The 14,754-nt window shown below is 68.3% G+C and carries 11 protein-coding genes; 7 read left to right on the top strand and 4 right to left on the bottom strand.

Annotated elements, in window-relative coordinates; translation table 11 throughout:
* On the top strand, nucleotides 1-1,782 hold the full coding sequence (locus tag AB3347_RS12010) for a peptidoglycan D,D-transpeptidase FtsI family protein (RefSeq protein WP_369092038.1): 1,782 nt from the start codon (nucleotides 1-3) through the stop codon (nucleotides 1,780-1,782).
* A gap of 35 nt (nucleotides 1,783-1,817) precedes the next feature.
* On the top strand, nucleotides 1,818-3,026 hold the full coding sequence (locus tag AB3347_RS12005) for an MFS transporter (RefSeq protein WP_369092037.1): 1,209 nt from the start codon (nucleotides 1,818-1,820) through the stop codon (nucleotides 3,024-3,026).
* Nucleotides 3,027-3,056: 30 nt separating this feature from the next.
* Here the strand turns inward: AB3347_RS12005 and AB3347_RS12000 are convergent, their stop codons facing one another.
* From AB3347_RS12000 to uraH, 4 genes are all read right to left on the bottom strand, one after another.
* Nucleotides 3,057-4,292, bottom strand: a complete 1,236-nt coding sequence (locus AB3347_RS12000; protein WP_369092036.1) for a type II secretion system F family protein — start codon at nucleotides 4,290-4,292, stop codon at nucleotides 3,057-3,059.
* 17 nt (nucleotides 4,293-4,309) lie between these two features.
* A complete protein-coding gene (gene pilB, locus AB3347_RS11995) occupies nucleotides 4,310-6,034 on the bottom strand; it encodes a type IV-A pilus assembly ATPase PilB (protein ID WP_369092035.1) in 1,725 nt (574 codons plus the stop codon).
* A gap of 231 nt (nucleotides 6,035-6,265) precedes the next feature.
* Nucleotides 6,266-6,823, bottom strand: a complete 558-nt coding sequence (locus AB3347_RS11990) for a ClpP family protease (protein ID WP_369092034.1) — start codon at nucleotides 6,821-6,823, stop codon at nucleotides 6,266-6,268.
* A 66-nt stretch (nucleotides 6,824-6,889) separates the two neighbouring features.
* Nucleotides 6,890-7,255: a hydroxyisourate hydrolase gene (uraH, locus tag AB3347_RS11985; RefSeq protein WP_369092033.1), complete on the bottom strand. Its 366-nt coding sequence runs from the start codon at nucleotides 7,253-7,255 to the stop codon at nucleotides 6,890-6,892.
* A gap of 93 nt (nucleotides 7,256-7,348) precedes the next feature.
* On the opposite strand from uraH, the gene puuE reads away from it, so the two are divergent.
* The 5 genes from puuE to guaD all read left to right on the top strand — a co-directional run bounded on the left by puuE (nucleotide 7,349) and on the right by guaD (nucleotide 14,639).
* Nucleotides 7,349-8,290: an allantoinase PuuE gene (gene puuE / locus AB3347_RS11980; RefSeq protein WP_369092032.1), complete on the top strand. Its 942-nt coding sequence runs from the start codon at nucleotides 7,349-7,351 to the stop codon at nucleotides 8,288-8,290.
* 117 nt (nucleotides 8,291-8,407) lie between these two features.
* Nucleotides 8,408-9,889, top strand: coding sequence for a xanthine dehydrogenase small subunit (xdhA, locus tag AB3347_RS11975; protein WP_369092031.1), 1,482 nt, complete (start codon nucleotides 8,408-8,410; stop codon nucleotides 9,887-9,889).
* Nucleotides 9,890-9,901: 12 nt separating this feature from the next.
* Nucleotides 9,902-12,256 (top strand): xanthine dehydrogenase molybdopterin binding subunit, encoded by a 2,355-nt coding sequence (gene xdhB, locus AB3347_RS11970; RefSeq protein WP_369092030.1) that lies wholly within the window; start codon nucleotides 9,902-9,904, stop codon nucleotides 12,254-12,256.
* Nucleotides 12,256-13,332: a xanthine dehydrogenase accessory protein XdhC gene (gene xdhC / locus AB3347_RS11965; protein ID WP_369092029.1), complete on the top strand. Its 1,077-nt coding sequence runs from the start codon at nucleotides 12,256-12,258 to the stop codon at nucleotides 13,330-13,332. Before xdhB ends, xdhC begins: the two co-directional genes overlap by 1 nt.
* Complete coding sequence (gene guaD, locus AB3347_RS11960; protein WP_369092028.1) at nucleotides 13,332-14,639, top strand: guanine deaminase; 1,308 nt, start codon at nucleotides 13,332-13,334, stop codon at nucleotides 14,637-14,639. Before xdhC ends, guaD begins: the two co-directional genes overlap by 1 nt.
* Nucleotides 14,640-14,754 lie beyond the last annotated feature (115 nt).

Here is a 14,754-nt window from a genome sequence, read left to right as displayed (position 1 = left end):
GTGGGTATCGGAATCATCATCAGCCGGCGCAGGCCGCGCGTCGTCACGCGCAAGGGCAAGCCCTTCGCCGCCAATCCGCTGCTGGCCGAACGCCTGCCGCGCTGGCGTTCGCGCCTGCTGCAGCTGCTGCTGTTGAGCGCCTTCGCCGTGCTGGCCGGACGCGCCGCCTGGCTGCAGCTGTACACCGGCGAGTTCCTGCAGCGCCAGGGCGCCTACCGCTATGCGCGCACCCTGGAGCTGCCGGGCGTGCGCGGGCGCATCCTCGACCGCCACGGCGAGATGCTGGCCACCTCGGTGCCCGCGCTCTCGGTCTGGGCCATCCCGAAGGACCTGCGCACGGCGCCGGCGCAGTCGCTGCGCGAACTGGCCCGGCTGCTGGAGATGGAGGACGCGGCGCTCGCCGCGAAGCTCGCCGCGGCCGGGAACTTCGTCGAGCTCAAGGCCGGGGTCGCGCCCGCCACCGGCCCCCGGCTGGCCGCGCTGCGCATTCCTGGCCTGGGCGTGACCGCGGGCTCCCGCCGGGTCTATCCGCAAGGGGCCACCGCCGCCCACGTGGTCGGCTTCATGGGCCGCGATGGCAAGGGGCTGGAGGGCATCGAACTGGCCGACCAGCAGCGCCTGGAGGGGCGGCACGGCCGGCGCCGCATCATCCGCGACCGCCTGGGGAACATCGTCGAGGACCAGGGCGCGCTGTCCTGGCCGCGGCCGGGCCGGGATTCGGTGCTGTCGATCGACGGCAAGCTGCAGTACGCCGCCTACAAGGCGCTTAAGGACGCCGTGCAGACCTTCCATGCCAAGGCCGGCAGCGCCATCGCGCTCGACGTGCGCACCGGCGAGATCCTGGCGCTGGCGAACTACCCGGCCTACGACCCCGCCCATCCTGGCGCGCGCGCCGGCGGCGCGGTGCGCAACCGCGCGCTCACCGACAGCTACGAGCTGGGATCGGTCCTGAAGCCGTTCACGGTGGCCCTGGCGATCGAGCGCGGCAAGGTCGGGCCCGACACTCCCGTCGATACCGGCGCGGGACGCTTCGTGATCCAGGGCGCGCCGATCACCGATACCAGCGCGCACGGCCTGATCAGTGTCGCCGAGGTGCTGCGCTACTCGTCCAACATCGGCACGGCGAAGCTGGCGCTGGACCTGGCCCCGCGCGACATGTGGGAGATGTTCACCAGCCTGGGCTTCGGCCAGCCGCCGCAGCTGGGCTTCCCCGGCGCCAGCGCCGGACGCGTGCGGCCCTACCGCGCCTGGCGCCCGGTCGAGCAGGCCACCATGAGCTACGGGAACGGGATTGCGGTGTCGCTGGTGCAGCTGGCGCGCGCCTACACGGTGTTCGCCGGCGACGGCAGCGTGATTCCGCTGACGCTGGCGCGCAGCGATGCGCCGGCGCCGGGCGTGCGGGTGCTGTCCGCGGCGACGGCGGCGGCGATGCGCCGCATGCTCGAGGACGTGGTGGAGCAGGGGACGGCCAGGCAGGGCCGCATCGCCGGCTACCGGGTCGGCGCCAAGACCGGCACCGCCTACAAGGCCGAGAACGGCCGCTATGCCTTCCCGCGCAAGTACGTCGCCTCGTTTGCCGGCCTGGTGCCGATGTCCGCGCCGCGCTTCGTGGTGGCCGTGATGATCGACGAGCCGGGCGGCCGCTACCACTACGGCGGACAAGTGGCGGCCCCGGTCTTCACCGCCATCGCCGCGCAGGCGCTGCAGCGCGCCAACGTCGCGCCGGATGCGCCGGTGACGGAACTGATCGCGCCGCCCGACCCGGCCGCGATCGACGACTGAGCCCCCTTACATACCGCTTCCAGGAGGAGACCGACATGACGACCCCATCCGATTCGATCCACGCCGCAGCGGCGCTGCCGGGCACCGCGCTGCAGGTGCTGCTGTCGGTCGCCTTCGTCCACCTGATCAACGACTGCGTGCAGGCCGTGCTGCCCGCGATCTACCCGCTGCTCAAGCAGGAATTCGCGCTCAGCTTCACCCAGGTCGGCCTGATCACGCTGAGTTTCCAGTGCACCGCCTCGCTGCTGCAGCCGGGGATCGGCCTGCTCACCGACCGGCGGCCGATTCCCTTCCTGCTGCCGGCCGGGATGTGCGTGTCCCTGCTCGGGATCGGCTTGCTGGCGGTGGCCGGCAGCTTCGCCATGCTGTTGCTGGCCTCCGCCATGATCGGCATCGGCTCCTCGACCTTCCATCCGGAAGCCACGCGCGTGACGCGCCTGGCCTCGGGCGGGCGCTTCGGCTTCGCCCAGTCGCTGTTCCAAGTTGGCGGCAACCTCGGTACGGCCTTCGGGCCGCTGCTGGCGGCCGTGGTCGTGGTCGGCCGCGGCCAGGGCGGCATCGCCTGGTGCCTGCCCCTGCTGGCGCTGGCGGTGGTCATGCTGACCGGGGTGAGTCGCTGGTACGGCAGGCTGCTGGAACGCGCCGCCCACCGCGCCGCGGCCCCTGCGGCCCCGGCCTTGCCGCGCCGGCGGGTGGCGGCGGCGCTGGCGGTGCTGGCCCTGCTGGTGTTCTCGAAGTACCTCTACATGGTCAGCCTGCAGAGCTATTACACCTTCTACCTGATCGAGAAGTTCCAGGTCCAGGTGGGCACGGCGCAGATGTACCTGTTCCTGTTCCTGGCCGCGGTGGCCGCCGGCACCTTCGCGGGCGGCCCGATCGGCGACCGCATCGGCCGCAAGCGCGTGATCTGGTTCTCGATCCTGGGCGCCGCCCCCTTCACGCTGGCGCTGCCCTACGCCAGCCTGGCCTGGACCGGCGTGCTGACGGTGTTCATCGGCCTGGTCATGTCCTCGGCCTTCCCGGCGATCGTCGTGTACGCGCAGGAACTCATGCCAGGCAAGGTCGGCATGGTGGCGGGGATCTTCTTCGGCCTGATGTTCGGCGTCAGCGGCCTCGGCGCCGCCGCCATGGGCCAGGTCGCGGACGCGGCGGGCATCGAGGCGGTGTACCGCCTGGTGTCCTTCCTGCCGCTGCTGGGCGTGCTGGCGGCCTTGCTGCCGCGCGAGGAGGGGGCGCGGCGATAGCGTGCGCCCCGCGGCGGCGGCCAGCCAGCCTTACACCACCGATCCCAGCTTGAAGATCGGCATGTACATCGCAATCACCAGCCCGCCGATCAGCACGCCCAGGATCACCATGATCAAGGGCTCCATCAGCGAGGACAGCGCTGCCACGGCCTCGTCGACTTCCTCTTCGAAGAAGTCGGCCACCTTGCCCAGCATGGCGTCGAGCGAGCCGGATTCTTCGCCGATCTGGACCATCTGGATGACCATGTTGGGGAACACGTTCACGTTCTGCATCGAGGTCGTCAGGCTGGTGCCGGTGCTGACTTCAAGCTGGATCTTGCGGGTCGCTTCCAGGTAGACGTCGTTGCCGGATGCACCGCCGACCGAGTCGAGCGCTTCGACCAGCGGCACGCCGGCCGCGAACATGGTCGACAGGGTGCGGGTCCAGCGCGCGATGGTGGCCTTGCGGATCACGGCGCCGAAGATCGGCAGGCGCAGCAGGATGCGGTCCATCGCCTGCTGCACCTTGCGCGAGCGCTTCCAGGACTGGAAGAAGAAGTACAGGCCGGCGAACAGGCCGCCGAAGATCACGTACCACCAGGCCACGAAGAATTCCGAGATCGCCATCACGATCAGGGTCGGGGCGGGCAGGTCGGCGCCGAAGGTCTTGAACACTTCCTTGAAGGCGGGCACCACCCAGATCATGATGACGGCGGTGACCACGAAGGCGACCGCGATGATCGAGATCGGGTACATCAGGGCCGACTTGATCTTGCCCTTGATGGCCAGCGTCTTCTCCTTGTAGATCGCCAGGCGGGTGAGCAGGTCTTCCAGGATGCCGGCCTGTTCGCCGGCGCCCACCAGGTTGCAGAACAGCGGGTCGAAATAGAGCGGGTACTTGCGGAAGGCGTTGTTCAGGCTGGTGCCGGTCTCGATGTCGTTGCGCAGGTCCATGATCAGCTTGGCCATCGAGGGATTGCCGTGGCCCTTGCCGACGATGTCGAAGGCCTGCAGCAGCGGCACGCCGGCCTTCATCATGGTGGCCAGCTGGCGCGTGAACAGGGTCAGGTCCTTGTCGGTGATCTTGCGTCCGCTGCGGTAGGCCTTCTTCTTGACCTTGGTGACCAGGATGCCCTGGCGGCGCAGCGTGACGTTGACGATCGCTTCGCCGCCGGCGCGCAGTTCGCCGCGCACGGTCTTGCCGGTCTTGTCCTTGCCTTCCCAGGCATAGACCGATTCCTTGACCTGCGCGCCGGCGCGGTTCCGGGTTTGGAGGGACGTTGCCATAATGGTCTCTGTTCGCCTTATTCGTTGGTGCAGCCGAGCACTTCTTCGAGACTCGTCAGGCCCTGTTTCACTTTCATCAGGCCCGAGCGGCGCAGCGAGTTGACGCCGTCCTTCTCGGCCTGCTCGGCGATCTGCATCGCATTGCCGTGCGCCAGGATCAGGGCCTCGATCGCGGGCGTGATCGGCATCAGCTGGTAGATGCCGACCCGGCCCTTGTAGCCGGAGCCGAGGCAGCGGTCGCAGCCCACCGGGCCGTAGGGTTTCCAGTTGCCGTCCAGGTCGCCCTCGCGGTAGCCGGCCGCCAGCAGCACCTCGCGCGAGGTCTCGAGCGGCTGCTTGCAGCTGCACAGGCGGCGCGCCAGGCGCTGCGCCGTGATCAGGATCACCGAGGACGCGATGTTGAAGGGCGCCACGCCCATGTTCATCAGGCGCGTCAGGGTCGAGGGCGCGTCGTTGGTGTGCAGGGTCGAGAACACCATGTGGCCGGTCTGGGCGGCCTTGATCGCGATGTCGGCGGTTTCCAGGTCGCGGATCTCGCCGACCATGATGATGTCCGGATCCTGGCGCAGGAAGGATTTGAGCGCCACCGGGAAGGTGAGGCCGGCCTTGTCGTTGACGTTGACCTGGTTCACGCCGGGCAGGTTGATCTCGGCCGGGTCTTCCGCGGTCGAGATGTTGATGCCCGGCTTGTTCAGCACGTTCAGGCAGGTGTACAGCGACACCGTCTTGCCGGAGCCGGTGGGGCCGGTGACCAGCACCATGCCGTAGGGACGCGAGATCGCGTCCAGCAGCAGCGCCTTCTGCTCGGGATCGTAGCCGAGCGCGTCGATGCCCATCTGCGCCTGGGTGGCGTCGAGGATACGCATGACGGTCTTTTCGCCGAACAGCGTGGGTAGCGTCGAGACGCGGAAGTCGATGGTGCGGGTGGGGCCGACGATCAGGCGCATGCGGCCGTCCTGCGGCACCCGTTTTTCGGAGATGTCGAGCTTGGCCAGCACCTTGATGCGCGAGACCAGCTTGTCGCGGATCGACAGCGGCGGCGTGGCGTGGTCGCGCAGCACGCCGTCCACGCGCATGCGGATGCGGTAGTACTTCTCGTAGGGCTCGAAGTGGATGTCCGAGGCGCCCAGCTGTAGCGCGTCCATCAGGATCTTGTTCAGGAAGCGCACGATCGGCGCGTCCTCGACCTCGCTGGCGTCGGGCGGCGCCACCGGCTGTGCTTCTTCGTCGGCGAATTCGATATCGCCTTCTTCGCCGGCCAGCTCGTTCAGGCTGGCCTCGGCGCTCTTGGCCAGGCTGGCCAGCAGCTTGAGCAGGGCGTCGTGGGCCACGATCACCGGCTCCACCGAAGCCTCGCTCTGGAACTTGATCTGGTCCAGGGCCTGGATATTGGTGGGGTCGGACAGCGCCACCGACATCTTGTTGCCGCGCTTGGCCAGCGCGATGACGCGCTGCGCCTGCATCAGCTTGGCGTCGATGGCGGCCGCCGGCATCGCCTCCAGCGCGAAGCTGGCCAGGTCGAGCAGCGGGTAGCCGAAGGTCTCGGCGCAGAAACTCGCCAGCGCGGCGGGGTCGATGATGCCGCTCTCGAGCAGGGCATCGATGAAGGGTGTCTTGTCGGCCGCCGCCTTCTTGTGCAGCGCGTCCGCCTGTCCCGGGCTCAGCCGGTTCGCCTGCACGAGCGCCCGCGCCAGCCCCGACAGGGGCGCACCGGTGATCGTGTTGGGAAGGACTGCTGCCATAAAGGACTGATGGAAAAGGGATTTACCCGGAAAGGATTCTCTGGATGATGCCTACAGGCACTAAATTTGTAAAGGATTCCGACCCGGAGAGATGCGTGCGCGCCACGTGGACAGGCGCGCGGGCGGGCTTTCATGGTCCAGCCAGCAACGCCTGTGGTCGAGCCGACAATGAGTATGTATCAGCTGACAAGAGGGCGTATTGACGGCGCCCGACGCAACAGCTTGGCCGGTTTAATTCCACCAGTGGCAGGTCGCACCGGCCGGCGGCAGCTGGGCCTGCACGGCGCGGTGGACGATGCCGGCCCTGACCGCTTCCTCGGCATCGAAGATGCGGGCATTGCCGGTGAGGTTGCTGCGGATGTCGGTGGCGACGCCGGCGGCGGTGGTGGCGTCCAGGAAGATTTTTGCGTAGCGCTCGGCGTCGAAATCGAGGCAGTCGCGCCATTCGGACACGCGCGCGTGGTCGGCGGCGACCAGGCTGCCGAAGCCCCAGTGCAGCGGGTGGATCAGGAAGCGCGTGCCGGGGCAGGCGTAGCGCTTCTGGCCGGCCAGGAAGATGACCACGGCCACCGATTCGACGCTGCCGATGTTGTGCGTAGTGAGCGGCACCGGCAGCGATTTCAGGAAGAAATACAGCGCGAAGCCGGCGGTCATGTTGCCGCCCTCGCTCGACAGGTGCAGTTCGATCTCGGTGGCGCCGTTCTGCAGCGCCTGCAGGCAGTTATTCCGGATGGCGCTGGCGGAATTGTGGTTGATCGGTCCGATGAAATGAACGATGTGCAATGCCATGGGCTCTCCTTGCGGTGAGCCCAAGCATAGCAAGATTCCCGCGCCCGGCGCGTCCGGAAGGCAGGCCTAGCTGCCCCGGTAGGTCGAGTAGGACCAGGGCGTCATGACCAGCGGCACATGGTAATTCTGGGCGGCGTCCTGGATGCCGAAGGCGATGCTGATGCGGTCGAGGAAGCGCAGCTGGGGCGGGGGCAGGTCCACGCCCTGGGCGGCGAAGTAGTCGCCGGCATGGAACACCAGTTCGTACTGGCCGGGCCGCAGCTGCTCGCCTTCCAGCAGCGGCGCGGCGCAGCGGCCGTCCGCGTTGGTGAGCTCGGTCTTGATCAGGGTACGGCGGCCCGCGTGTGCGTCGATGCCGAACAGCTCGACCCTGACGCCCGCGCCGGGGCGGCCATGGGCGGTATCGAGCACGTGGGTGGAAAGTTTGCCCATATCGGAAGCATGAGTGGAAGTATGCGGGCAATCATATACCGTTGTGCTTACTGCAATATATGATCGTCGATATACCTGCCTATCCGCGAATCCATGGACACCTATTCGAATTATCCGCGCGACCTGCTCGGCTACGGCCGCAACCCGCCCCACCCGCAGTGGCCCGGACGGGCGCGCGTGGCCCTGCAGTTCGTGCTCAACTACGAGGAGGGCGGCGAGAACTGCGTGCTGCACGGCGATCCGGCCTCGGAAATCTTCCTGTCCGAGATCATCGGCGCCCAGGCCTTCCCGATGCGTCACATGAGCATGGAGTCGCTGTACGAATACGGGTCGCGCGCCGGCCTGTGGCGGGTGCTGCGCCTGTTCGAGGAGCGCGGCCTGCCGCTGACCGTGTTCGGCGTGGCGATGGCGCTCCGGCGCAATCCCGAGGCGGTGGCCGCGTTCCGCGAACTGGGCCACGAGATCGCCTGCCACGGGCTGCGCTGGATCTCGTACCAGAACGTCGACGAGGCCACCGAGCGCGCCCACATGGCCGAGGCGGTGCAGATCATGCGCGAACTCACCGGCGCGGCGCCGCTGGGCTGGTACACCGGCCGCGATTCGCCCAACACCCGCCGCTTGGTGGTCGAGCACGGCGGCTTCGCCTACGATGCCGACCATTACGGCGACGACCTGCCGTTCTGGCAGCAGGTCGCGCTGAAGGACGGCAGCACGGTGCCGCACCTGGTGGTGCCCTACACGCTCGACACCAACGACATGCGCTTCGCCGCCATGCAGGGATTTAATTCGGGCACCCAGTTCTTCGACTACCTGAAAGATGCCTTCGACGTGCTGTATGCCGAGGGCGACCCCGCCGGCCTGGACCGGCCCAAGATGCTGTCGATCGGCCTGCACTGCCGCCTGGTCGGACGTCCGGGACGCGCTGCGGCGCTGGCGCGCTTCCTCGATTATGTGCAGGCGCACGACGCCGTCTGGATCACGCGCCGCATCGATATCGCGCAGCACTGGAAAACCCTGCATCCTTGCCTACAATGACAGGGCGGGGCGAATCATTAGATATGCTTATAAATAGATAAGCCATATATGAGAAAACTTATAAGTTGAATGCTGCCGGGTGGTAGCCTTCCGCCCTTGCTTGAGAGTGAGCCAGTCATGCCAGACCCGATCCGATTCTATTACCGCGGCGCCGTCCAGGAAGTGCGGGATGCCGCACCCACCCAGACCATCCTGCAGCACCTGCGCGAGGACCTGCACTGCACCGGCACCAAGGAAGGCTGCGCCGAAGGCGACTGCGGCGCCTGCACGGTGGTACTCGGCTCGCTGGAAGACGGCAAGCTCGCACTCAAGGCGGTCAATTCCTGCATCCAGTTCACGCCCACGCTCGACGGCAAGGCCCTGTTCACGGTCGAAGACCTGCAGGCGCCCGACGGCACGCTGCATCCGGTGCAGCAGGCCCTGGTCGAGTGCCACGGCTCGCAGTGCGGCTTCTGCACGCCGGGTTTCGCGATGTCGCTGTGGGGCATGTACCTGAAACAGGAAGGCCACGGGCCTTCCGGCCGCCAGCCTTCGCGCTGCCAGATCGACGACGCGCTGTCGGGCAACCTGTGCCGCTGCACCGGCTACCGTCCGATCATCGATGCGGCCCGCCGCATGGTCGAGCTGCCGCCGGCGGCCTTCGACCGCGCCGCGCTGGCCGAGCGCCTGCGCCTTCTGCAGCGCACCCACGGTTTTACCTACGAAGCGCAGGGTGGCCGCTTCCATGTCCCGCGCACGCTCGACGAACTGGTGCGGCTGCGCAGCGAATTCCCCTCCGCGCTGGTGCTGGCCGGCTCGACCGACGTCGGCCTGTGGGTCACCAAGCAGATGCGCGCGCTGGACGACATCATCTACATCGGCCAGGTGGACGCGCTCAAGACCGTCACGGAAGGCGAGGGTATGCTGGACATCGGCGCCGGCGTCACGCTGAACGACGCCTACGCGGCCGTTTGCCGCCACTATCCCGACGAACTGGGCGAGATGTGGCAGCGCTTCGCCTCGCTCCCGATCCGCAATGCGGGCACCTTGGGCGGCAACGTCGCCAACGGCTCGCCGATCGGCGACTCGATGCCCTGGCTGATCGCCCTGGGCGCCCAGGTGGTGCTGCGCGGCGCCGCCGGCGAACGCGTGCTGGCGCTGGAAGATTTCTATCTCGGCTACCAGCAGAAGGACCTGCAGCCGGGCGAATTCGTGCAGGCCCTGCGCATTCCCCTGAAGCGCGCCGCGCTGCGCTTCCGTACCTATAAACTGGCCAAGCGCTTCGACCAGGACATCTCGGCGGTGTGCGCGGCCTTTGCGATCACCCTGGACGGCGAGACCGTGGCCAGCGCCCGGATCGCCTTCGGCGGCATGGCCGCCACGCCCAAGCGCGCCGCCGGCGCCGAGGCCGCGCTGCTCGGCAAGGCCTGGAACGAAGCCGCGCTGCAGGCGGCGATGGCCGCGTTGGCGGAGGATTACGCGCCGCTGAGCGACATGCGCGCGTCGAGCGGCTACCGCATGCGGGCCGCGCAGAACTTGCTGCGCCGCTTCTGGTTCGAGACCCGCCCGGAGAACCCGCTGCCGGCGGCTGCGGTCAACGCCTTCGCCGTGGGCGCCTGAGAGGAGAACGACATGAACGACGCAGGCACCCCCGTCCTCGAGCAGGCCGACCGCAAGGCGCAGTGGGCCGAAGTGGGCCGCGCGCGGCCGCATGAATCGGCCGTGCTGCACGTGCTCGGCCAGGCCACCTATACCGACGACATTCCGGAAACCGCCGGCACGCTGCACGCGGCGCTTGGCCTGTCCGGCCGCGCCCATGCGCGCATCCTCGCGGTCGACCTCGAGCCCGTGCGCGCCAGCCGCGGCGTGGTGGCGGTGCTCACCGCGCGCGACATCCCCGGCCTGAACGACTGCGGCCCGATCATCCACGACGACCCGATCCTGGCCGACGGCCTGGTCCAGTACGTCGGCCAGCCGATCTTCATCGTGGTCGCCGACAGCCACGACAACGCGCGCCGCGCGGCCAAGCTGGCGAACGTGAGCTACGAAGACCTGCCGGCCATCCTCACGCCCCAGCAGGCGCGCGCCGCGCAATCTTTCGTGCTGCCGCCGATGCGGTTGGCGCGCGGCGACGCCGAAAGCGCCTTTGCCGCTGCGCCCTACCGGGTCAAGGGCGAACTGAGTGTCGGCGGCCAGGAACAGTTCTACCTCGAGGGCCAGATCGCCTACGCGATTCCCGGCGAAGACCGCGGCATGCACGTGTACTGCTCGACCCAGCACCCGAGCGAGATGCAGCACGTGGTGGCGCACGCGCTCGGCCTGCATTCGCACCACGTCACCGTCGAGTGCCGCCGCATGGGCGGCGGCTTCGGCGGCAAGGAATCGCAGTCCGCCCTGTGGGCCTCCGCCGCCGCGATTGCTAGCGTACGCACGCGCCGCCCGGTCAAGCTGCGCGCCGACCGCGACGACGACATGCTGGTCACCGGCAAGCGCCACTGCTTCCATTACGAGTACGAGGTCGGCTACGACCGCGAAGGGCGCATCGTCGCCGCCAGGGTCGACATGGTCACGCGCGCCGGCTTCTCGGCCGATTTGTCCGGGCCGGTGGCCACGCGCGCCGTCTGCCACTTCGACAATACCTATTATTTGTCCGACGTCGAGATCCGCGCCGCCTGCGGCAAGACCAACACCCAGTCGAACACCGCGTTCCGCGGCTTCGGCGGGCCGCAGGGCGCGATCGCCATCGAATACGTGATCGACGAGATCGCGCGCAACCTGGGCCGCGATCCGCTCGACATCCGCCGCCTGAACTTCTACGGCAAGCTTGATCGCAACGTCACGCCCTATGGCCAGACCATCGTCGACAACGTCATCCACGAACTGGTGGCCGAGCTGGAGCAGAGCAGCGACTACCGCGCGCGGCGCGCGGCGATCAATGAATTCAACCGCGGCAGCCCGGTGCTCAAGAAAGGCCTGGCGCTCACCCCGGTGAAGTTCGGCATCGCCTTCAACGTCACCCACCTGAACCAGGCCGGCGCGCTGGTGCACGTCTACGTGGACGGCTCGATCCTGGTGAACCACGGCGGCACCGAGATGGGGCAGGGCATCAACACCAAGGTGATGCAGGTGGTGGCGCACGAACTCGGCGTGGACCTGGCGCGCGTGCGCGCCACCGCCACCAATACCAGCAAGGTCGCCAATACCTCGGCCACCGCGGCATCCACCGGCGCGGACCTGAACGGCAAGGCCGCGCAGGATGCCGCCCGCAAGATCCGCGACCGCCTGGCCGCCTTCGTGGCGACGCAGTTCGGCGGCGACGCTTCCGAAGTACGCTTTGCCGACGACACCGTGTTCGTGGCCGGCCAGGCGCTGCGCTTCGGCGAGGTGGTGGCCAAGGCCTACCTGGGGCGGGTGCAGCTGTGGTCCGACGGCTTCTATGCCACGCCCGGCCTGCACTGGGACCCGAAGACCATGAACGGCCACCCGTTCTCCTACTACGCCTACGGCGCGGCGGTCTCGGAAGTGGTGGTCGACACCCTCACCGGCGAATGGAAGCTGCTGCGCGCCGACGCGCTCTACGACGCCGGCAACTCGCTGAATCCGGCGATCGACATCGGCCAGGTCGAAGGCGCCTTCATCCAGGGCATGGGCTGGCTCACCACCGAAGAACTGTGGTGGAACCAGGCCGGCAAGCTGATGACGCATGCACCGTCCACCTACAAGATTCCGGGCGTCTCGGACTGCCCGGAAGACTTCCGCGTGCGCCTGTTCAAGAACCGCAATGCCGAAGACAGCATCCACCGCTCCAAGGCCGTGGGCGAGCCGCCGCTGCTGCTGCCGTTCTCGGTGTTCTTCGCCATCCGCGACGCGGTCTCCAGCGTCGGCGGCCACCGCGTCAATCCGCCTCTGAACGCCCCGGCCACCTGCGAAGAGATCCTCCGGGCGGTGGCGGCCGTCGAAGCGGCCGCGCCGGCGGTGGGCGCCTGATGGACGAGTGGTTGCCAGCCGCGCTGCAGGCGCCGGCAGTGCTGGTGACGGTCGCCCGCGTCGAGGGCTCGGTCCCGCGCGAACCGGGCGCCCGCATGCTGGTCGATGCGACCGGCTTTCGCGGCACCATCGGCGGCGGCCATCTGGAGCACCGCGCGCTGGACATCGCGCGCACCATGCTGGCGCAGGGCGGGGAGGCGCATATCGAGCGTTTTCCCTTGGGGCCGAAGCTGGGGCAGTGTTGCGGCGGGATCGCCTGGCTGGCGTTCGAGTTTGCCGATGCGGAGCAGCTGGCGCTGCTGGACAAGCGTCGTAACGAAGATACCTGGCGCGTGGTGTTCGTAGGGTGGGCGGGTTCCCCGCCCACGCGTTCAACTAAAGATAATGACTCGGCTGAGCTTGAGCTGGCTGAACGCGTGGGCGGGAGACCCGCCCACCCTACAGGTATGTTCGACGGCAATGGGCGCCAGCTCGCTGGCGGTGAGGTCCCTGCATTCGACCGTACTACTGGCACCCATTTGCTGGAAGCCGATGGCCGTCTCTGGCTGATCGACGCCGTCCTGGCCCCGCGCGCCCACCTGATGCTGTTCGGCGCCGGCCACGTCGGCGCCGCCATCGTGCGTGCGCTGGCCGACTTGCCCTGCCGCGTCACCTGGGTCGACGAGCGCGAGGCGCTGTTCCCGGCCGGTCTGCCGGCCAACGTGACGGTGGAAGCGACCGATACGCCCGAGGCGCTTGTTGAAAACGCACCACAGGGCAGCAGCTTCCTGGTCATGACACACAGTCATGCACTTGACCTGCAGCTGTCGCACGCGATACTGTCCCGCCCCGGCATGCTGCGAAGCGGCGAGTGGTTCGGCCTGATCGGCTCGGATACCAAGCGCCGCCAGTTCGAGCACCGCCTGCGCGAACGCGGCGTCGACGACGCCCGCATCGGCGCGATGGTCTGCCCGGTCGGCATTCGCGGCATCGAGGGCAAGGCCCCGGCCGTGATCGCGGCCTCCGTGGCGGCCCAGCTGCTCCTGGTATGGGAAGCGGCCGCCCGCCAGCCTGAAGTTTCAACGGAATCTACTTAATGTCCACCGCACCCGATAACGTGCAAGCCTACCGTGCGAGCTTGCTGCACTTTCACGCCGACCCGGCGTTCTGCCACGATGCCCATGCCTGGCACGAGGACGGCCTGCTGGTCGTGCAGGATGGCCGCGTCAGGGCCGCCGGCGATCATGCCGCGCTGGCGCACACGCTGCCGGCCGGCGTCATCCCGCACGACTACCGCGGCCATGTCATCACCCCGGGCTTCATCGACACCCACCTGCATTTCCCGCAGACCGACATGATCGCCTCGCCCAGCGAGGGCCTGCTGCCCTGGCTGGAGACCTATACCTTCCCGACCGAGCGCCGCTTCGACGACCCGGCGCACGCGCGCGCCACCGCCGAGTTCTTCCTCGACGAACTGCTGCGCTGCGGCACCACCACCGCGGTGGTGTACTGCACCGTGCATCCGCAATCGGTCGAGGCCTTCTTCGAGGCCAGCGAAGCGCGCAACTTGCGCATGGTGGCCGGCAAGGTGCTGATGGACCGGCACTGCCCCGACTTCCTGCGCGACCTCGAGGGCAGCGTCGGCAGCAGCGCGGACCTGATCGAGAAGTGGCACAAGCGCGGCCGCCAGCTGTATGCGATCACCCCGCGCTTCGCCCCGACCTCGACCGACGCCCAGTTGCGCGCCACCGGCGAACTGGCCAAGGCCTACCCGGACACCTTCATCCAGACCCACGTATCGGAAAACCGGGACGAGTGCAAATGGGTCGGCGAGCTGCATCCGCAGGCGCGCAGCTACCTGGACGTGTACGAGCGCTTCGGCCTGATGCGCCCGCGCGCGCTGTTCGGCCACTGCATCTGGCTGGACGACGAGGACTTCGCGCGCATGGCCGCCACGGGCAGCGCGGCGGCGGTGTGCCCGACCTCCAACCTGTTCCTGGGCAGCGGCCTGTTCGACTTCGATAGAGCCGACGCTTCGCGCACGCTGCTCTCGCTCGGCACCGACGTCGGCGCCGGCACCTCGTTCTCGATGCTGCAGACCATGAACGAAGCCTACAAGGTGGCGCGCCTGAAGGGCAGCTACCTGAAGGCCGAGCGCATGTTCTACCTCGCCACCCTGGGCGCGGCCCGCGCCATGGGCCTGGAAGGGACGATCGGCAGCTTCGCGCCGGGCGCGGAAGCCGACTTCGTCGTGCTCGACCCGAAGTCCACGCCGCTGCTGGCGCGCCGCACGGCGCAGCTGGAATCGCTGGAAGAGCTGCTGTTCGCGCTGGCGCTGCTGGGCGACGACCGGGCGATCAAGGCGACCTACTCGGCGGGCAAGCAAGTCCACGTTCGGGCTTGACGTCGCAGCGTGGGCGGGTCTCCCGCCCACGCGTTCAGCCAGAACATGAACAAGCCCACAGGCAGCATTGCCGTATTTGAACGCGCGGTCGGCGAAGCCGGCCACCCTGCATGGC

This window comes from Massilia sp. X63 (assembly GCF_041023745.1).
GTDB lineage: Bacteria > Pseudomonadota > Gammaproteobacteria > Burkholderiales > Burkholderiaceae_D > Telluria.
Note: the sequence above shows the minus strand (reverse complement) of the source record. Positions and strands in the feature narration are given on the sequence as shown.

What these genes read in the sequence shown, in the direction of transcription:
- AB3347_RS12005 (WP_369092037.1), top strand. Translation starts at nt 1,818, where the DNA reads ATGACGACCCCATCCGATTCGATCCACGCCGCAGCGGCGCTGCCGGGC.
- AB3347_RS12000 (WP_369092036.1), bottom strand. Translation starts at nt 4,292, where the DNA reads ATGGCAACGTCCCTCCAAACCCGGAACCGCGCCGGCGCGCAGGTCAAG.
- pilB (WP_369092035.1), bottom strand. Translation starts at nt 6,034, where the DNA reads ATGGCAGCAGTCCTTCCCAACACGATCACCGGTGCGCCCCTGTCGGGG.
- AB3347_RS11990 (WP_369092034.1), bottom strand. Translation starts at nt 6,823, where the DNA reads ATGGCATTGCACATCGTTCATTTCATCGGACCGATCAACCACAATTCC.
- uraH (WP_369092033.1), bottom strand. Translation starts at nt 7,255, where the DNA reads ATGGGCAAACTTTCCACCCACGTGCTCGATACCGCCCATGGCCGCCCC.
- puuE (WP_369092032.1), top strand. Translation starts at nt 7,349, where the DNA reads ATGGACACCTATTCGAATTATCCGCGCGACCTGCTCGGCTACGGCCGC.
- xdhA (WP_369092031.1), top strand. Translation starts at nt 8,408, where the DNA reads ATGCCAGACCCGATCCGATTCTATTACCGCGGCGCCGTCCAGGAAGTG.
- xdhB (WP_369092030.1), top strand. Translation starts at nt 9,902, where the DNA reads ATGAACGACGCAGGCACCCCCGTCCTCGAGCAGGCCGACCGCAAGGCG.
- xdhC (WP_369092029.1), top strand. Translation starts at nt 12,256, where the DNA reads ATGGACGAGTGGTTGCCAGCCGCGCTGCAGGCGCCGGCAGTGCTGGTG.
- guaD (WP_369092028.1), top strand. Translation starts at nt 13,332, where the DNA reads ATGTCCACCGCACCCGATAACGTGCAAGCCTACCGTGCGAGCTTGCTG.